We start from the raw sequence: 16,945 nt of genomic DNA, 5'->3' as shown, positions 1-16,945 counted from the left end.
CGGGTGAGGCGCTGAGCCCATGATTCGCTCGCAAGCTCGCTCATCGGTCCCCACTCCCCCGCGAGTTCTCCCCGACCAGCGCCAGGAAGGCGTCCTCCAGGCGGCGGCGCGGCGCCACCCGGTCCACGCCCACGCCGGCCCGGACCAGCGACGCCACCACCTCGCGGCGGGGCGTGCCGTTCAGGTCCACGATCAGGCCGCCGTTCTCCGCCTCCTGCAGGAACCGCACGCCGCCGAGCCCGTCCAGCGCGGCGCGCGCCGCGACCGGATCGTCCACGTCCAGGTGCACGGTGGGCGAGTCACCGACGATCTCCTCGACCGGGCCGGACGCCACGATCGTGCCCTTGTTCACCACCACCGCGTGCGTGCAGGTCTGCTCCACCTCGGCCAGCAGGTGGCTGGAGACGAGCACGGCCCGGCCGTCCGTGGCGTACCGCCGCAGCACCCGGCGCATCTCCGCGATCTGCGGCGGATCCAGGCCGTCCGTCGGCTCGTCCAGCACCAGCAACTCGGGCAGGCCCAGCATGGCCTGCGCGATCGCCAGCCGCTGCCGCATGCCGTGGCTGTACTTGCGCGTCCGCCGGTGCACCGAGTCGCCGAGGCCGGCGATCTCCAGCGCCTCCTCGAACCGGGCGTCCTCCCACGGCCGGCCGGTCGCGCGCCAGTACGCCCGCAAGTTCTCCTCGCCGGTCAGGTGTGGCAGGAAGCCCGGGCCCTCGACCAGCGCCCCGACCCGGGAGAGCACCGGTGAGCCGGGCGTCAGCCGGTGCCCGAAGATCCGGATCTCGCCCCGGGTCGGCTGGGTCAGGCCCATCAGCACCCGGAGGGTGGTGGTCTTCCCGGCGCCGTTCGGGCCGAGCAGCCCGACCACCTGGCCGCGCCGGACCGTGAAGTCCACGGTGGACACCGCGACGAAGCCGTCCGCGTACTCCTTGCGCAGCCCGGACACCACCAGCGGCGTGTCCGCGTGCTCGGCCGCGACCGAGCGGTCGATGCGGCGGTGCCGGGCGCGCGCCACCAGCAGCACCGCGGCCAGGCCGAGCGCGATCGCGGCCAGCAGCCCGGCCAGCACCCAGCGCCAGATCGCACCCGGGCCGGCCATCGGCGTACCGGTCAGGATCGGCAGGCTGACCTGCGGCTCGACCGCGACGGTGTAGACCGCGGGCGTGTCCGGGCCGGCGAACGCCTGGTCCGAGGTGGCGACCACGACCCGCAGCCGGTGCCCCTCGTCGACGCGGCGCACGACGGCCGGCAACGTCACGGTGACCGGGCGCGCGGCGTCGATCGTGGCGGGCAGGCCGGTCAGCCGTACCGGCGCGATCAGACCCTCGGAGAGCGTGGCACCACCGTCCGGGTCGACGTCGTAGAGCTTGACGAACAGCACGGCCTCGCCGGTCGGCGACGCGGCGCGCAGCCGGACCCGCGGTGAGCCGCCCACGTCCAGCGCGGCCGTCAACGGGTCGGACACATAGGACGCGTGCTGGCCCGGCAGGTCGGAGAGCGCGGTGCCGAGCACGGACGACAGCGCGGACCCGGCGCCGGGCAGCGAGGAGAGCGCGGCCGGGTTGCCGCCCGGCGGGTTCGCGATCCGCTGCGGCGGGCCGGTCACGCCCACCGACACGGCCGGCTCCGCGGTCAGACCCGGATAGTCCGCGATCGAGTACGCGTTCGTGACCAGTCCGCGATCCAGCGCGTCGAAGCCGGCCACCCGCGAGTAGGTGAACGAGTCCGGCGGCGCGCCGCCCTCACCGGCCACGTAGTGGTCCAGCCACTCATCGGTCAGCTCCTCGACCCGGTCCTGGTCGGTGCGCGGGCCGGGGCCGCCGTCGTGCCCGCCCGCGTACCAGGCGACCCGGACCGGCGTGCCGTGGCCGTTCGCCGCGATGCCGCGCGCGTTCGCGTCCGCCTCGGAGAGCGGGAACAGCGTGTCCGCCAGGCCCTGGATCAGCAGCGTGGGCGCCTTGATCCGGTCGAGCACGCGGGCCGGGCTGGACCGGTCCAGCACCGCGACCGTCTCCGGCGTGGCCCGGCCGGTGGTCGCGATCGCCAGGAACGCGGCGCAGACGTCCGCGGCGAAGCGCCCGCAGGCGGGATCGGTGTCCGGCCCCGGTGGCCCGGCCCCGCTGGAGAAGAACGTTCCGGCCCAGGCCTTCTTGAACACGCCGTCCACCACCGGGCCGCCGGCCGCGTCCGGCAGGAACGCGCGGCCCAGGTCGTTCCACGTGATCATCGGAACGATCGCGTCCACCCGGGAGTCGCGCGCGGCCAGCAGCAGCGCGAGCGCGCCGCCGTAGGAGCCGCCCACCGCGCCGACCCGCGGATCGCCCGGCGCGTCCCGGCGCACCTCCGGCCGGGCGGCCAGCCGGTCCAGCAGCCGCTGCGCGTCCCGTACCTCGTGGTCCTGGCTGTTCAGGTGGATCTGCCCGCCGCTTTTGCCGAAGCCGCGCGCGGTCCAGGTCATCACCGCGTACCCGGCCCGGGCCAGGTCCTCCGCCTGCGCGTGCACGCTGTGCATGTCGCCGCCGAACCCGTGCGCCAGCAGCAGCGCCGGCACCGGCGCGGACTCCGACGCGCCGTCCGGCACGAAGTAGCGGGTGTCCAGCGCGACCGGCTCGGTCCCGGACGGGCCGGACGCCACGGTGATCACCTCGTCGTGGAACGTGAAGCCGGGATCCTCCGGCCACACCGCCCACCCGGTCAGCCCGGCCAGCACCGCCAGCGCCGCCGTACCGGCGATCCAGCGGCGGGGGGTCATTCGCGACAGCACACGGGGCATGGCGCGAGCCTACGGCGCGGCGGCGGTGCCGACGCGGCGAAGCGTGATCACGCTAGTCTCGCTGAGGTGAGCGATGCTGAGCTGACGCTGACCGCGATGCTGCGACCCGCCGCGCTGGACGCACGCCGGGGGATCGTCCGGCTGCACCCTGAGGTGCTGGCCGCGCTCGGTCTGCACCCGGGCGATCCGGTCCGGCTGTCCGGGCGGCGCACCACCGCGGGCATCGTCGCGCTCGCGGAGCCGACGTCCAGCCGCGCGATCCTCTACGCGGACGACCTGATCCTCGGCAACCTCGGGCTGCGCGAGGGCGGGCAGATCACGATCGCGCCGATCCCGACGCGGGGGGCGCGCCGCGTGGTGCTCTCCGGGCCGCCGGAGATCGTGGTCGCGGTCTCGGCGGACATGCTGCGGCTCGCGCTGCTCGGCAAGGTGGTCACGGCCGGCGACGACGTGTCGCTGCTGCCGCAGGACGTGCTGCCGGACGCCACCACGCACAGCCTGGTGCAGACCGCGCGGCGCAGCCTGGCGAACACGGTCGGCTTCGGCTGGACGACCACGCTGCTGCGGGTGGACGCGGTCGAGGACGCGGACGGCGCGCTGGTCACGATGGACACGGTGGTGACGTGGGCGGCCGGCCACACCACGCACGGGCAGACCTTCCACGCCGAACCCGCACCCCCATCGGCGGTACGCCGCACGCCCGTCCCCCCGGTCTCGTCCTCCGCCACGTCCGTCACCGCCACGTCCGTTCCCGCCTCGGCCGACCCGATCGAGGGGGAGATCGTCGAGGACGTGGAGGCGGTGCCGCCGGTCGAGGATCTGCCCGGCCTGCGCGCGCAGGCCCACGAACTGCGCGAACTGCTCGACCTGGGCTTCCACCACCACGAGGTGCTGGGCCGGCTCGGCGCCACCGTCTCGCTCGGCGTGCTGATCACCGGCCCGGCCGGGTCCGGCAAGGGCGTGCTGGTCAGGTCCGTGGCGGCGTCGGTCGGCGCCCGGGTGGTCTCGCTCTGGGCACCGGAGCTGGCCGCGCTCGCCAACGACGCCGCGGCGCGCCGGCTGCGTACCGCCGCGGACTCGCTCACCGGCGCCGGCACGCCCGGCGTGCTGCTGGTCGCGGACGTGGACGCGCTGGTCCCGCGTGCCGACGCCGGCCCGGTCGCCACCGTGTTCCGGCAGGTCGTCGCGGGTCTGATCAAGGCAGGCGCGGCCGTGGTGTGCACCAGCAGCCGGCCCGAGGAACTGGATCCCGGGCTGCGCGCGCCCGACCTGCTGTCCGTGCAGATCAGCGTGTCGCTGCCGGACGCCGCGATGCGACGCGAGCAGCTTGACGTGCTGACCCGGGGCATGCCGCTGGCCGAGGACGTGCGGCTGGACGACGTCGCCGGCCGTACCCCCGGATTCGTCGCCGCCGACCTGGCCGCGCTGACCCGGGAGGCCGCGGTCCGCGCCGCGCTGCGGCAGAAGGCGGACGCCCCCGAGACGCCGACCATCGCGATGGCCGACTTCGCCGCCGCGCTGGAGGTGGTGCGGCCCACCTCGATGGCCGAGTCCACGCTGGAGCTGGCCCGGGTCACGCTGGACGACGTCGGCGACATGGCCGAGGTGAAGGAACTGCTCACCGAGTCGGTGCTGTGGCCGCTGACGTACCCGGACACGTTCGCCCGGCTCGGCGTGCAGGCGCCGCGCGGCGTGCTGCTCTACGGCCCGCCCGGCTGCGGGAAGACGTACCTGGTCAAGGCCGTCGCCGGCTCCGGCAAGGCGAACGTGCTCTCGGTCAAGGGCGCGGAGTTGCTCAGCAAGTGGGTCGGTGAGAGCGAGCGCGCGGTGCGCGAGCTGTTCCGCCGCGCCCGCGAGGCCGCGCCCACGCTGGTCTTCCTGGACGAGGTGGACGCGCTCGCGCCGGTCCGCGGTCAGTCCAGCGACGGCGGCACCACCGACCGCGTGGTCGCCGCGCTCCTCACCGAGCTGGACGGCGTCGAGTCCCTGCGCAACGTGGTCGTCATCGGCGCCACCAACCGCCCCGACCTGATCGACCCGGCACTGCTGCGCCCCGGTCGCCTGGAGCGCCTGGTCTACGTCCCACCACCGGACGGCGACGCCCGCACCGCCATCCTCCGCGCCGCCGCCAAGCCGGTCCCCCTCGCCGACGACGTGGACCTGGCCGCCCTCGGCGCCGACCTGGACAATTTCTCCGCCGCGGACTGCGCCGCCCTGATCCGCGAGGCCGCCCTCGCCGCCATGCGCGAATCCCTGGACGCCACCTCCGTCACCGCCGCCCACGTCACCACGGCTCGCTCCCGCGTCCGCCCCTCCCTGGACCCCGCCCAGGTCGCCCACCTGGCCGCCTACGCCGAATCCCGCTCCCGCTGACCCCCCACCCGATACGCCGTCGATCTAGGCCATATGCACGTCGGTGGAGATCGAACCGCAGGAATCCGCCCTCGATCGACGCGAGTGGGGGGTGGGGCGGGTGGGGGGTTACTGGGAGATGGCGAGGCGGAGGCCGAGGGCGAGGAGGGCGGAGCCGGTCAGGGTGTCGAGGCCGCGGCGGACGGCGCGGCGGTCGAGGAGGCGTTTCATGGCGCCGACGACCAGGGTGACCGTGGTGAACCAGCCGGCGGTGACCGCGAACGAGACGGCGCCGAGGACCAGTGTGTCGCCCGGCGTGGGGTGCTCGGGCAGGAACTGTGGGAGCAGCGCGAGGAAGAAGACCGCGACCTTGGGGTTGAAGACGTTGGTGAACAGGCCGGCGCGGAACGCGGCCCAGTGGCGGCGGTCCCAGAGCAGCAGCGACAGCCAGCGGAACCGGATGCGGCGGTGTCGGGGTACGTCGAACGCGGCGGCGAGCGCGGCCAGGTCGGCGTGGGCGGCCGGGGCCAGGTCGCGGCGGGCGGTGATGGCGGTCCAGAGCGTGCGCAGGCCGACGAAGACGAGGTAGGCGGCGCCGATCAGCTTCATCGACAGGTACGCGACGGGGGACGTGGCGACCAGCGCGGCGACGCCGACGGCGGCGAGGAGCACCCAGCCGAGGATGCCGGTGGCGATGCCGACCGCGGTGGCGAAGCCGGCCCGGCGGCCGGAGGCGACGGCGTGGCGCAGCACGATCGCGAAGTCCGGGCCGGGGGACATCGTGCCGAGCGCCATCACTCCCGCGAAGGCGGCAAGGTGCGTAACGGTCAGATGCATGACCCGAGAGGTTAGTGCCCCATAGCCGGATTTATTCCGAAAAATGTCCGAGAATTCCACTATGCGGGAACGGCCATGTGCACGCTCACACGGCCGCACCGTACCGAAGAGAAATGGATTACTGGAAGACTCCGGCGTGAACAACGCCGGTGACCTGCAGCTGCTCGTCGAGGAGCACCAGGTCCGCACGCAGGCCGGGAACGATCGCGCCGACCGTACCGGAGAGGCCGACCGCGCGGGCGGGGGTGCCGGACGCGGCGCGGGAGGCGTCCACGATGGAGACACCGGCGCCGACCGCCTGTCGCACCGCGGCGTCCATGGTGAGCGTGCTGCCGGCGATCGACCCGTTCGACGCCAGCCGCGCCACCCGGTCCGCCACCACCACGGAGAGACCACCCAGCTCGTAGGCGCCGTCCGGCATCCCGGCCGCGGCCATCGCGTCGGTGACCAGCGCGTACCCGCCGCGCGCGGCGCCGGCGACGAAGGCCAGCGTGCCGTCGTGCAGGTGTACACCGTCCGCGACCACCTCGCAGACCACGCCCGGCGAGTCGAGCAGCGCCAGCACCGGGCCCGGCTCCCGGTGGTGCACCGGCCGCATGCCGTTGAACAGGTGCGTGGCCACGGTGGCGCCGGCCTCGACCGCGGCCCGGGTGGCGCCGTGCGACGCGTCCGTGTGGCCGACCGCCGCGGCGACGCCGTGCGAGGCCAGCAGCTTGATCGCGTCGAGCGCGCCGGGCAGTTCGGGTGCGATCGTCATCATCCGGACCGCGCCGTCGCCGAGGTCGATCAGCGCGGCCAGTTCGTCGAGGTCCGGGTCGCGCAGGAAGTCCGGGTTCTGGGCGCCGCACCGCGCGCCGGACAGATACGGCCCCTCGTAGTGCACGCCGCCGAGCACGCCCTCGCGGACCAGCGGCAGGAACGCGGCGGTCGCGTCCCGCATCAGCGCGGGCGGCGAGCTGACCAGGCTCGCGATCACCGTCGTGGTGCCGTGCCGCCGGTGGAACGCGGCCGCGGCGCGCGCGGAGTCCGGGTCGCCGGTGGTGAACGTGTGCCCGCCGCCGCCGTGGTTGTGGATGTCCACGAATCCGGGCAGCACCCACGCGGCCCGCTCCGGCCGGCCGATGACCGGGCCGGAGCCGACCGACGCGATCAGCGGGCCGTCCACCGTGACGTGCCCGTCGTCGACGATCCCGTCGGGCGTGACGATCCGGCCGGCGATCTGCATGGTGATCCGTGCTTTCTACTGGGTGGAGAGCGCGTCGAGGCCGAGCAGGGCCGCGCCGCGCAGTCCGGCGGTGTCGCCGAGGCTGGCCTTCACCAGCCGGGGCATGCGGTGAAACGTGACGCGCGCGGCCAGCGCCTCGCGGAGCGGGCCGAGCAGCGCCTCGCCTGCCTCGCCGAGCCCACCGCCGATCACGAAGACCTCCGTGTCGAGCAGTGCCTGCGCGGTGAGCAGCCCGTCCGCGAGCGCGTCCACGGTCTCCCGCCAGATCTCGCCGGCCGCGTCCTCGCCGGCGACCGCGCGGGCGACCACCTCCGCGGCGCTCTCCGCGCGGCCGGTCGCCTCCGCGTACCGCCGGGCCACGGACGCGGCGCTGGCGATGGTCTCCAGGCAGCCGCGCTGACCGCACGGGCAGGCGAGGCCGCCGGGCCGGACCACGATGTGGCCGAGTTCGCCGGCCGCGCCGTGCGCGCCGCTGTTCGTGTGGCCGCCGCGCACGTGCGCGGCCGCGATTCCGGTGCCGATGCCCACGAAGATCACGTCGTCGGCGCCGTGGCCGGCGCCGAGCCGCGCCTCCGCCAGCCCGGCCGCGCGCATGTCGTGGCCGAGCGCGGCCGGCACTCCCAGCCGGGCCGAGACGAGATCACGCAGCGGTACGTCCCGGAAGCCCAGATTGGCCGCGAAGACCGCGATGCCGCGCACCTCGTCCACCACGCCCGGGATCGCCACGCCGGCCGCGACCGGCGCCTGCCCGAGCACGCGCGCCTTGCCGGCCAGTTGCTCCGCGATGTCGCAGATGGCGGCCGCGACCGCGGCCGGCCCGCGGGAGGCGAGCGTGTCGTGCCGTTCGGTGTGCAGCACGGGGCCGTCGACCGCGACGACCCCGCACTTCATTCCCGTACCGCCGATGTCCATGGCGATGACGACGGGCTGTGCGGTGACGGAACCGGTCACGTGAGGACGACCGAGCGGGTCAGGTTGCGTGGCGCGTCCGGGTCCAGGTGCCGGCCGGCGGCGAGCGCGACCGCGAAGCGCTGGGCCAGGATCAGATCGGCCATCGGGTCGAGCGGCACCCGGCCGCCGTTCCAGCTGCCGAGCGCGGTGTGCCCGCAGTGGCCGCTGCTGTGCACGAACGTGGCGCCGGTCGCCGCGACGGTCTCGTCCAGCCCGGCCGGGACCTCGCCGAACGCCCACACCACGCGGTGCGGCGCGGCGATCGCGATCGGGCCGTGCCGGTAGTCCATCGCCGGGTACGCCTCGGACCAGAAGTTCGCGGCCTCGCGACACTTGAGCGCGGCCTCCTGGGCCAGCCCGACGGTCCAGCCGCGGCCGAGGAAGGTGATCTGCTCGACCAGCGCGGGGTCGACCGGCAGCGGCGTGCGCACCGCGACCTCCGCGTCGGTGACCGCGTCGCTCAGGTCCTCGCCGAGGTGCGCGCGGAGCAGCGCGAGCGCGCTGGTGGCGAATCGGGTCTGCACGACCGAGCGCTCGTCCGCGAACGGCATCGCGACCACGTCGGTGGCGAGCCGCGCGGCCGGGGTGGCGCCGTCGCCGACGATCACCGTGGACGGCGTGCCCGGCAGCGCGGCGAGCAGGTCGGTGACCTCGGTGGTGGTGCCGGAGCGGGTGATCGCCACGACCCGGTCGTACCGCCGGTTGATCGGGAACTCGGAGGACTGGAACGCGTCGGTCTCGCCCAGGCCGGCCCGCTCCCGCAGCGTGGCATAGGCCATGGCCATGAACCAGGAGGTGCCGCAGCCGGTCACGGCCACGCGCTCGCCGGGCCGGCCGAGCACGGCGGCGTGCTCCGGGGCGAGGGCGGCGGCGGTACGCCAGCAGTCGGGCTGGCTGGCGAGTTCTTCGTCGACGTAGGCCATGTGAACACCCCTCCAAGACCGGGACGGGCACGGGCCGTGCTGCGCAGAACGGCTCGTTTCAATGCTGTTTCGCGCGTCATTGTGCTCAGATTCGGCGGGCGGCGGCAAGCATGAACAACTTCGCGCAGCCCAGCGGTTTGCTTACCGGTCCTTTCGCGCATTACTGTGCACCAAATCACTCAGCGTGTGCACGGATGCGCGGAAGGAGGCCGGCGGTGGATCGGTACGTACGCTGGAACGCGCTGCTGGAACTCCTCACCGACAGCGGCCGGGTGAGCGTGGAGGACGCGGCGGCCCAGCTCAACGTGTCCCAGGCGACGATCCGGCGCGACTTCGACCAGCTCGCCCAGCAGCAGATGATCATCCGCACCCGGGGTGGCGCGGTGGCGAACGGCGTCTCCTACGACCTGCCGCTGCGCTACAAGACCGCGAAGCACTCGGCGGAGAAGCAGCGAATCGGCGCCGCGGCCGCCGCGCTGGTCGCTCCCGGGCAGGTGGTCGGCCTCAACGGCGGCACCACCACGACCGAGGTGGCCCGCGCGCTCGCGGTCCGCCCGGACCTGAACACCAACGCCGAGGGCACCCAGCTCACCGTGGTCACCAACGCGCTGAACATCGCGAACGAGTTGCTGGTCCGCTCCCAGATGAAGATCGTGGTGGCCGGTGGCGTGGTCCGGCCGCAGTCCTTCGAGCTGGTCGGCCCGCTCGGCGGCGCGCTGCTGCGCGAGGTCACGCTGGACCTGGTGCTGCTCGGCGTGAACGCGATCGACGTGCACCTCGGCGCGGCCGCGCACCACGAGGGCGAGGCCGCGATGAACTCGCTGATGGTCGGCCGGGCCAAGCGCGTCGTGATCATCGCGGACTCGTCCAAGCTGGGCGGCCACGCGTTCGCCCGGATCTGCGCCATCGACCGCGTCGAGACGCTGGTCACCGACTCCGGCGCGCCCTCCTCCGTGATCGCCGAGTTCGAGGCCGCCGGGGTGCGAGTGATCACCGCCTGATCCGGTGCGAGCAGTGTGAATGGTGGTTATGGTGAGCACCATGAGCACGGAGGGCATCGAGGACGACGACTCCGATCCGGCCGAGGTCCCGGCACCGCGGGCCGCGCCGGAGGAGCCGGCGCTCGCCGAGCGCGAGGTGCGCATCCTCGAGTTCGAGAAGAAGTGGTGGCGGCACGCCGGCGCCAAGGAGCAGGCGATCCGGGACGAGTTCGGCATCTCCTCGACGCGCTACTACCAACTGCTCAACGGGCTGCTGGACAACCCGCTGGCGCTAGCCCACGACCCGATGCTGATCGGCCGCCTCCGCCGGCTCCGCGCCTCCCGCGCCCGCTGACCGGCCGCGCCACTGCACCCACGCGGGCAGCGGCAGCGTCCTCCACCGGACGCGCTCCAGCAGGCGGACCAGCACCAGCCCGATCAGCAGGCCGGCGATCGAGTCGGTCAGCCAGTGGTAGTTCAGGTAGACCGTCGTGCCGAACACGATGATCGGCGGCGCGACCCGCAGCGCGGTCCCGAACCGCCGGACCCGCTCGCCGAAGATCCAGGTCAGCAGCGTGAGCAGGGTGAAGAACCAGACGAACGCGTTGACCATGTGCCCGGACGGGTAGGACCAGTCGTACCCGGCGCGGGCCAGGTCGTTGAACAGCTCCGCCCGGTTCGGCAGCGCGGAGCGGGGCGCGTCCCGGCCGCTGAACTCCTTGAGCGGCGCGACCACCACGCCGGCCAGCAGGTACGTGGCGGCCACCAGGATGATCGGGCGGACGTCCCGCCACCGGTGGCCGAGCCACAGCGCCAGCAGCGTGCAGAGCACCACGAACGGGCCGCCCTGACCCAGGTAGTTGAGCGCCAGTGCCGGGTAGTGCGCGACCGCCGGCTGATGCGCGAACGCCCAGTCCGACACCGCCAGGTCCACGTCCAGCAGGTGGCCGGCGGCGAGCAGGGCGGTCAGCCCCGCGAACGCCGCCACCAGCAGACCGTCGAACCACCAGGCGAGTCGTCGCATCCCGGACACGGTACCCGGGCCCTAGACCAGCGACTTGATCCGCTCGTACAGCAGGTCCGCGCGCACGCCCGAGTTCGGGCAGCCGCCGAAGTGGTGCAGCGCCACCACCTTGTTCGTGGTCCGGGACAGCACCGGCGAGCCGGACGAGCCGCCCTCGGTGTCGCAGAAGTACGAGACGTCGCTCGCGGACGCGTACCCGGTGTAGGCGGGGTTGTCGACCGCGCAGTTGCTGCCGCGCGCGCCGGAGCTCATCGCGATCGCGGTCGGGTCGCCCGCCGGGTGCTGCGGGATGTAGAGCTGCGTGCCGGCGGCCGGGCGCGCGGTGTCCAGCGTCAGGAAGCCGAACTTCTGCACGGACGCGAAGCTCTCCACCGTGAACAGCGTGAAGTCCAGCGTCCGGTCCGTGGCCAGCACCTTGTCACCCCAGACCTTGGTCGACTGGTAGACGTCGTACCCGCCGCACCGCGCGCACTGGTAGTTGAACCACACCTCGGTGTTGTACGCGTCCTGCGAGGTGGAGAAGCAGTGGTTGTTGGTCACCAGCCGGTTCTGCGCGCCGACCCGCCACGCGGTGCACAGTTCGGTGCCGTTGATCAGCAGCCGGGCCACCGCCTTCGACCGCGTGTAGATCATCGGGTCGGTGGAGCGGTAGCAGACCGCGTCCGACTTCTCGTCACCGCCGCAGACGCTCTCCTCGCGGCCCGGGCCGGCGGGGCCGATCGCCTGCTCGCGCGCGCTCTCCAACTGGTGCGCGGCCTCGACCCGCTCCGGGCGGGTGTAGCCGCGGGCGACCCGGTCGATGCCGACGCCGAGACCGGCCAGCGTGCTGCGCACACCGAGCGGATCACCGCCGCCGGTGTGCAGCTCCACCACGGCCGTGTCGCCGGAGACGGACATCGCCCAGCGCTCGCCCGCGTCGTCCGGCGTGCCGGGGTCGAGCACCGCGCGGGTCAGTCCGGTGACGGCGTCGCGGGTGACGCCCTCGTACCGGTGCGACTCCCGGCCCCGCGGGTCGGACACCGTGAGGTAGTCGCCGGGCAGCAGCGCGATGCGGCTGAAGTGGACCTTCACGTACTCGGCACCGGGGAACCGCAGCGTGGTGCGCCGGTCCGCACCGGCGTAGCCGAGCGTGCGGCTCACCCGCTCGACCGTCCCGATCGGCTGCCCCGCGTCCGCGGTCTCGCCGCCGGGTGCCGGGCCGGTCGGCGCCGGCGCGGGCGCGCGGGACGGCGCGGTCGGCGCGGCCTCCGTCGTGGTCACGGCCCGCGGCGCGGTCGTGGCCTCCGGCGTGCTCGAGCCGACCGGGGCATCGGGGGTACGCGATGAGGTCGCACCCGCCTCGTTCCACACCGCCACGCCCGGCGTCGCGCGATCGTCGCCACCGAGGTAGCCGATCGCTGCGACACCGGCGAGCGTGACCGCAGTGCACGCCCCGACGACCAGGCCCAGCCTTCGCCGCATTCCACTCCCGCTTCCGGTATGTCGTTGTCCATCCGATTCGCACCTGTCTCATGCCCGACATCCGATCGGAAACATCGGACATTTGAGCAGATCTCGTCACTGTGTAACGAGCCACGATGAGCCGCGACGCGCCGCGGAAAACGGCATGCTTAGTACGTGCGCATCACCTCCGCCCTCGTAGACCCCGCGCTGCTCGACCTCCCGTGGTCGACGCCGCTGGAGCAGTGGCCCGCCGATCACCTGGTGGCGCTGCCGCAGGGCATCTCCCGGCACATCGTCCGGTTCGTCAAGCTGGCCGGCACCGTCTACGCGGTCAAGGAGACCGGCGAGCGGGTGGCCGAGAAGGAGTACGACCTGCTCCGCGCGCTGGAGCGGATCGGCTTCCCGTCCGTGGAGGCGGTCGCCGTGGTCGCGGACCGGCACGCGCCGGACGGCGAGCCGCTGGACACCGTGCTGGTCACCCGGCACCTGCAGTTCTCCCTGCCGTATCGGGCGCTGTTCTCGCACACGCTGCGGGAGAACACCATGATCCGGCTGCTCGACGCGCAGGCCGCGCTGCTGGTCCGCATGCACCTGACCGGCTTCTTCTGGGGCGACTGCTCACTGTCGAACACGCTGTTCCGGCGGGACGCGGGCGCGTTCGCGGCGTACCTGGTGGACGCGGAGACCGGCGCGCTGCGGCCGAAGCTCTCCAACGGCCAGCGGGACGAGGACCTGGACATCGCGCGGGTCAACATCTTCGGCGAGGCGCTGGACCTTCAGGCCGCCGGGCTGCTGCACGAGTCGATCGACCCGGAGCAGATGTCCGACGAGGTGATCAAGCGGTACGAGCGGCTCTGGCACGAGATCACCTACGAGCAGGAGGTGCGGCAGGACTCCCGGCACCACATGGAGGGCCGGATCCGCCGCCTCAACGAACTCGGCTTCGACGTGGCCGAGGTGTCCATGTCGGTGTCGGACAGCGGTCAGTCGTTCATGGTCCGGCCGAAGGTGGTGGACCCCGGCTACCACGTGCGCCGGCTGTTCCGCCTGACCGGCCTGGACGCGGAGGAGAACCAGGCCCGGCAGTTGCTCAACGACCTGGACACCTACCGCGCGGAGAGCGACCTCACCGACGAGCAGCAGGCCGCGCACCGCTGGCTGACCGAGGTGTTCGAGCCGGTGGTCCGCGCGGTCCCGGCGAACCTGCGCGGCAAGCTGGAGCCGACCGAGCTGTTCTCCCAGGTGCTCAACCACCGGTGGCGGCTCTCCGAGGAGGCCGGCCGGGACGTGGGCCTGGCCCCGGCCGTGCAGTCGTTCCTCAACGACGTGCTGGTGCACCGCCCGGACGAGCAGGCCGTGCTCGGCGTCGAGCCGGACGCGCTGCTCGCCTGATCACCGCGGCGCGTCCTCCGCGGGCGCGGTGCGGGGCGCCGGCGGATTCGCGGCCGTGATCAGGTCGCGCAGGCCCTGCCGGCGGGCGACCACGACGAGCCGGTCGCCCACGTCGATCGGGTGGTCACGCGGCGGCGCCCAGTCGACGACGCTCGACCCCGCGCGGGCCAGCCCGATCACGCGGGCGCCGCCCGGCCGTTCCGCCGCACGCAGCGCCGCGCCGACCAACTCGCCGCCCGCGGTGACCGCCACCTCCGCGACCAGCAGCACGTGCCGGGCGACCGGGATGGTCGCCTTCACCTCCCGGTCCATCATGGCCTCCGCGAACGCGGGCGCGGCCAGGTAGGAGACGCTGCGGGAGATCGCGATCTGGAACGCGCGCTGCACCCGCCGCGCGAAGTCGCCGTCGTAGAGGCGCAGCACCACCCGCAGGTCCGGGTTGATGCCGCTCGCGTTCAGCGCCGCCTGCAGGTTCGTCACGTCGTCGGTGGAGACCACGACCAGCGCCTGCGCGCTGCCGGTCTGCGCGGCCAGCAGCGTCTCCTCGCGCGCCGCGTCGCCGACGATCAGCGGTACGCCCAGCCGCGCGGCCAGCGACGCACCGCGCGCGTTCGCGTCCTTGTCCACCGCGACCACGTCCACGCCGAGGTCGTGCAGCTGGGCCATGACGCGCGTGCCGACCGTACCCAGGCCGACCACCACCACGTGCTCGGAGTGCGGGATGGCGAGCCGCCCCGCGGCCAGCGCCAGCCGCGCGTTCACCACCGCGCTGACCACCACGGCCGTGATCAACGGGACCAGCGCCAGCCCGGCCAGCGTCAGCACCAGGTCGGTGACCTGGAGGACGTGCGTGACCGCGAGATCCCGTTCCGCGCCGATCACGGTGGTCAGCACGGTCTGGTAGACCGCGCGCCAGACGCCGGTCGACCCGTCGCCGGCCCGCAGGTACTCCCGGACCTGGAGGCCGCCGCTGATCAGGATTATCCCGAGCACGCTCAGCAGCGCCACGCCGAGCTTGCGGTCGACCAGCGCGCGGCCGGCCCGCAGCAGCACCGCCAGCGGACGCCTGCGACGCCGTCGCCACCGGAGCCGGCGCGCCGCCACCTCGGTCCCGGCCGGGCGGCCGGTCGCCTCGGCCAGCACGATCTCCGCGCGCGCCTGGTCCTCCGGCAGGATCTCCGGCTCGCCGCCGACCGCCGCGTCCGCCAGCCCGGCCACCACGGTCCCCGGCGGTACGTCACCGCGCCGCGCCACGAACATGGTCCGGCCGGCCAGCCGGAAGTGCGTCGGGTCGGGCTCGCCCAGCGCGGCCGCCACGAACGCGGGCGCGGCCATGGACGCGTCGGACAGCACCGCGCAGTCGTCCAGCACCTCGCGGGCGCGCGCGGCCAGCTTGCCGTTGAAGACGCGCAGCACCAGCCGGATCTCCGGCGCGGCCTCGCGCGCGCAGAGCGCCGCGTGGATGTTCGTCACGTCGTCCGGGTGCACCAGCGCGACCGCGGCCACGTCGGCCAGGCCCACACCGGCGAACGCGGCCTCGTCCAGGCGGCCGGCGACCAGCGTGCGGACCCGGCGCAGCGTCATCAGCTCGGGCAGCGCGGAGATCTCCGGCACCAGCGCGGTGACCCGCACGTCCGGGCGGGCGGCCAGCAGCTCGTTGATCAGCCGGAGCGCGAGCGGATCACGCCCGCACACCACGTAGTGCGGCGACCGGTCGCCGCCGGCGCCCCGCCCGTTCCACCACCGGGCGAGCGCCCGGCCCGGCCCGCTCGGCGAAAGATCCACACTCGCCACTCCCGGATCATATGCGCGCTCGCCAAACCCGCCCGGTTTCGGCGAAACGCCGGTAACAGGTGCTTCGTTGGTATTTGCGGACCACCATGCGAACGGACCCTTTCGTCGCCGCACACGGCGGGAGAGCCCTTCCGCCCCGAAAGGAGCACACCCTCCATGAACACGTGGCTGACCCGCGCCGTGGGCACCGCCGGACTCGCCGGCGGCTTCCTCCTCCTGTCCGCCGCCCAGGCCCAGGCCGCACCGGCCGAACCGGAGCTCCTGCCGCTCGCCGATCTGCGGGACGGCGGGCTGCCGCTGCTGTCCGACCTGCTGGGCGACGCCAGGTCGACCACCACCGCGGACAACAGTCTGCTGGGCGGGCTGATCAGCGGCGTCGAGCAGCCGGTCGTGCCGCACCCGGCGGCGCAGGTGCTCGGCGCGGACTCCGCACCCGTACCGTCGCTGCTCGGTGCTCCCCAGCGCTCCGAACTGGATGGCGGTGGCGGACTACTGGGCACGCTCACCGGGCTGGGCCGGCCGTCGGAGTCGCCACGGCAGGGGATCTCCGGGCTGCCCGGGTTCACCATGCTGTCCGCGCTGACCGGACAGCAGTCCACCGCGGACCGGGCGGCCGAGCGGCCGGTCGCGTCGCAGGCCGGGCGGCACCGGGCAAAGCCGAGCCCGACCCGGACGCGCACAGTTCCGGCACAGACCACGCCACGCGCCGTCTCGCCGCAGACCGCGCCGCGCCCGCTGTCGGCGCGGACCACGCCGCGCCCGCTGCCGGCGCAGACCACGCCGCGCGCGGTCGGCGCCCACCGCGCGGACGACGGCCCCCGCCACGCCGCGCGGCCCGCGGCCCCGGACGACCAGCGCACGACCTCCGGTCCTCGCCGGCACCGCGCGCTCTCCGACCCCGGCAGTGACCGGCGGAAGGCCGCCGATCCGGGCAGCGACCGCCGCGCTTCCCGCGGCGTCGCCCCGGCTCCCGGCCGCGGCGTCGCGCCCGACCCAGGCCGGGGCGGTGGCACGCTCACCGATCACCCCGCGAACGGCTGGACCGCAGCCCCCGATTCGCCGTCGGACGACGGCGCCATCGCTGTGACGCCCGCGCCGGACCAGGGCTTCGGCCGGGCTCCCGCGCACCGGGCAACGCAGGCGGAGACGCCGGCCGCGCACCCCGCCGAGTCGCCCGCCCGCGCCCGCCCGTCCACCCGCCCCGGCGAGCGGCCGGTCGCCGGGGTGGACCCGGACTACTCCTGACCC

At 74.2% G+C, this 16,945-nt stretch carries 13 protein-coding genes; 5 read left to right on the top strand and 8 right to left on the bottom strand.

Going from position 1 to position 16,945, the window contains the following annotated elements; genetic code table 11:
- Window positions 1-40 precede the first annotated feature (40 nt).
- Window positions 41-2,776, bottom strand: coding sequence for an alpha/beta fold hydrolase (locus tag J2S41_RS35765; RefSeq protein ID WP_310374711.1), 2,736 nt, complete (start codon window positions 2,774-2,776; stop codon window positions 41-43).
- Window positions 2,777-2,872: 96 nt separating this feature from the next.
- Here J2S41_RS35765 and J2S41_RS35760 point away from each other — a divergent pair, with 96 nt between their 5' ends.
- Window positions 2,873-5,149: an AAA family ATPase gene (locus J2S41_RS35760; RefSeq protein ID WP_374728302.1), complete on the top strand. Its 2,277-nt coding sequence runs from the start codon at window positions 2,873-2,875 to the stop codon at window positions 5,147-5,149.
- Between the two features lie 108 nt (window positions 5,150-5,257).
- On the opposite strand, the gene J2S41_RS35755 is transcribed toward J2S41_RS35760, so the two are convergent.
- The 4 genes from J2S41_RS35755 to J2S41_RS35740 form a co-directional block, all read right to left on the bottom strand.
- Window positions 5,258-5,965, bottom strand: a complete 708-nt coding sequence (locus tag J2S41_RS35755) for a LysE family translocator (RefSeq protein ID WP_310374708.1) — start codon at window positions 5,963-5,965, stop codon at window positions 5,258-5,260.
- A 118-nt stretch (window positions 5,966-6,083) separates the two neighbouring features.
- Window positions 6,084-7,196, bottom strand: coding sequence for an N-acetylglucosamine-6-phosphate deacetylase (gene nagA, locus J2S41_RS35750; RefSeq protein WP_310376781.1), 1,113 nt, complete (start codon window positions 7,194-7,196; stop codon window positions 6,084-6,086).
- Window positions 7,197-7,205: 9 nt separating this feature from the next.
- Window positions 7,206-8,102 (bottom strand): ROK family protein, encoded by an 897-nt coding sequence (locus J2S41_RS35745; RefSeq protein ID WP_310376779.1) that lies wholly within the window; start codon window positions 8,100-8,102, stop codon window positions 7,206-7,208.
- A 35-nt stretch (window positions 8,103-8,137) separates the two neighbouring features.
- Window positions 8,138-9,064, bottom strand: coding sequence for an SIS domain-containing protein (locus J2S41_RS35740; protein ID WP_310374706.1), 927 nt, complete (start codon window positions 9,062-9,064; stop codon window positions 8,138-8,140).
- A gap of 215 nt (window positions 9,065-9,279) precedes the next feature.
- On the opposite strand from J2S41_RS35740, the gene J2S41_RS35735 reads away from it, so the two are divergent.
- Window positions 9,280-10,065: a DeoR/GlpR family DNA-binding transcription regulator gene (locus J2S41_RS35735; RefSeq protein ID WP_310374704.1), complete on the top strand. Its 786-nt coding sequence runs from the start codon at window positions 9,280-9,282 to the stop codon at window positions 10,063-10,065.
- A 40-nt stretch (window positions 10,066-10,105) separates the two neighbouring features.
- A complete protein-coding gene (locus J2S41_RS35730; protein WP_310374702.1) occupies window positions 10,106-10,399 on the top strand; it encodes a DUF3263 domain-containing protein in 294 nt (97 codons plus the stop codon).
- On the opposite strand, the gene J2S41_RS35725 is transcribed toward J2S41_RS35730, so the two are convergent.
- Window positions 10,337-11,068, bottom strand: coding sequence for a phosphatase PAP2 family protein (locus J2S41_RS35725; protein WP_310374700.1), 732 nt, complete (start codon window positions 11,066-11,068; stop codon window positions 10,337-10,339). The two genes, J2S41_RS35730 and J2S41_RS35725, sit on opposite strands and share 63 nt — an antisense overlap.
- A gap of 21 nt (window positions 11,069-11,089) precedes the next feature.
- Window positions 11,090-12,529: a trypsin-like serine peptidase gene (locus J2S41_RS35720; RefSeq protein ID WP_310374698.1), complete on the bottom strand. Its 1,440-nt coding sequence runs from the start codon at window positions 12,527-12,529 to the stop codon at window positions 11,090-11,092.
- A gap of 156 nt (window positions 12,530-12,685) precedes the next feature.
- Here J2S41_RS35720 and J2S41_RS35715 point away from each other — a divergent pair, with 156 nt between their 5' ends.
- Window positions 12,686-13,903 (top strand): DUF4032 domain-containing protein, encoded by a 1,218-nt coding sequence (locus J2S41_RS35715; RefSeq protein ID WP_310374697.1) that lies wholly within the window; start codon window positions 12,686-12,688, stop codon window positions 13,901-13,903.
- On the opposite strand, the gene J2S41_RS35710 is transcribed toward J2S41_RS35715, so the two are convergent.
- Window positions 13,904-15,697, bottom strand: coding sequence for a potassium channel family protein (locus tag J2S41_RS35710; RefSeq protein WP_310374695.1), 1,794 nt, complete (start codon window positions 15,695-15,697; stop codon window positions 13,904-13,906).
- Between the two features lie 156 nt (window positions 15,698-15,853).
- Between J2S41_RS35710 and J2S41_RS35705 the strand changes: the two genes are divergently transcribed.
- Window positions 15,854-16,942, top strand: a complete 1,089-nt coding sequence (locus tag J2S41_RS35705; RefSeq protein WP_310374693.1) for a hypothetical protein — start codon at window positions 15,854-15,856, stop codon at window positions 16,940-16,942.
- The last annotated feature ends 3 nt before the right edge of the window (window positions 16,943-16,945 follow it).

It is taken from the genome of Catenuloplanes atrovinosus (assembly GCF_031458235.1).
Taxonomy (GTDB): domain Bacteria; phylum Actinomycetota; class Actinomycetes; order Mycobacteriales; family Micromonosporaceae; genus Catenuloplanes; species Catenuloplanes atrovinosus.
This window is presented reverse-complemented; position numbering and strand designations above follow the sequence as displayed.

Coding starts and splice junctions, on each gene's coding strand:
- J2S41_RS35765 (WP_310374711.1), bottom strand. CDS start 2,776: ATGCCCCGTGTGCTGTCGCGAATGACCCCCCGCCGCTGGATCGCCGGT.
- J2S41_RS35760 (WP_374728302.1), top strand. CDS start 2,873: ATGCTGCGACCCGCCGCGCTGGACGCACGCCGGGGGATCGTCCGGCTG.
- J2S41_RS35755 (WP_310374708.1), bottom strand. CDS start 5,965: ATGCATCTGACCGTTACGCACCTTGCCGCCTTCGCGGGAGTGATGGCG.
- J2S41_RS35745 (WP_310376779.1), bottom strand. CDS start 8,102: ATGGACATCGGCGGTACGGGAATGAAGTGCGGGGTCGTCGCGGTCGAC.
- J2S41_RS35740 (WP_310374706.1), bottom strand. CDS start 9,064: ATGGCCTACGTCGACGAAGAACTCGCCAGCCAGCCCGACTGCTGGCGT.
- J2S41_RS35730 (WP_310374702.1), top strand. CDS start 10,106: ATGAGCACGGAGGGCATCGAGGACGACGACTCCGATCCGGCCGAGGTC.
- J2S41_RS35725 (WP_310374700.1), bottom strand. CDS start 11,068: ATGCGACGACTCGCCTGGTGGTTCGACGGTCTGCTGGTGGCGGCGTTC.
- J2S41_RS35720 (WP_310374698.1), bottom strand. CDS start 12,529: ATGCGGCGAAGGCTGGGCCTGGTCGTCGGGGCGTGCACTGCGGTCACG.
- J2S41_RS35705 (WP_310374693.1), top strand. CDS start 15,854: ATGAACACGTGGCTGACCCGCGCCGTGGGCACCGCCGGACTCGCCGGC.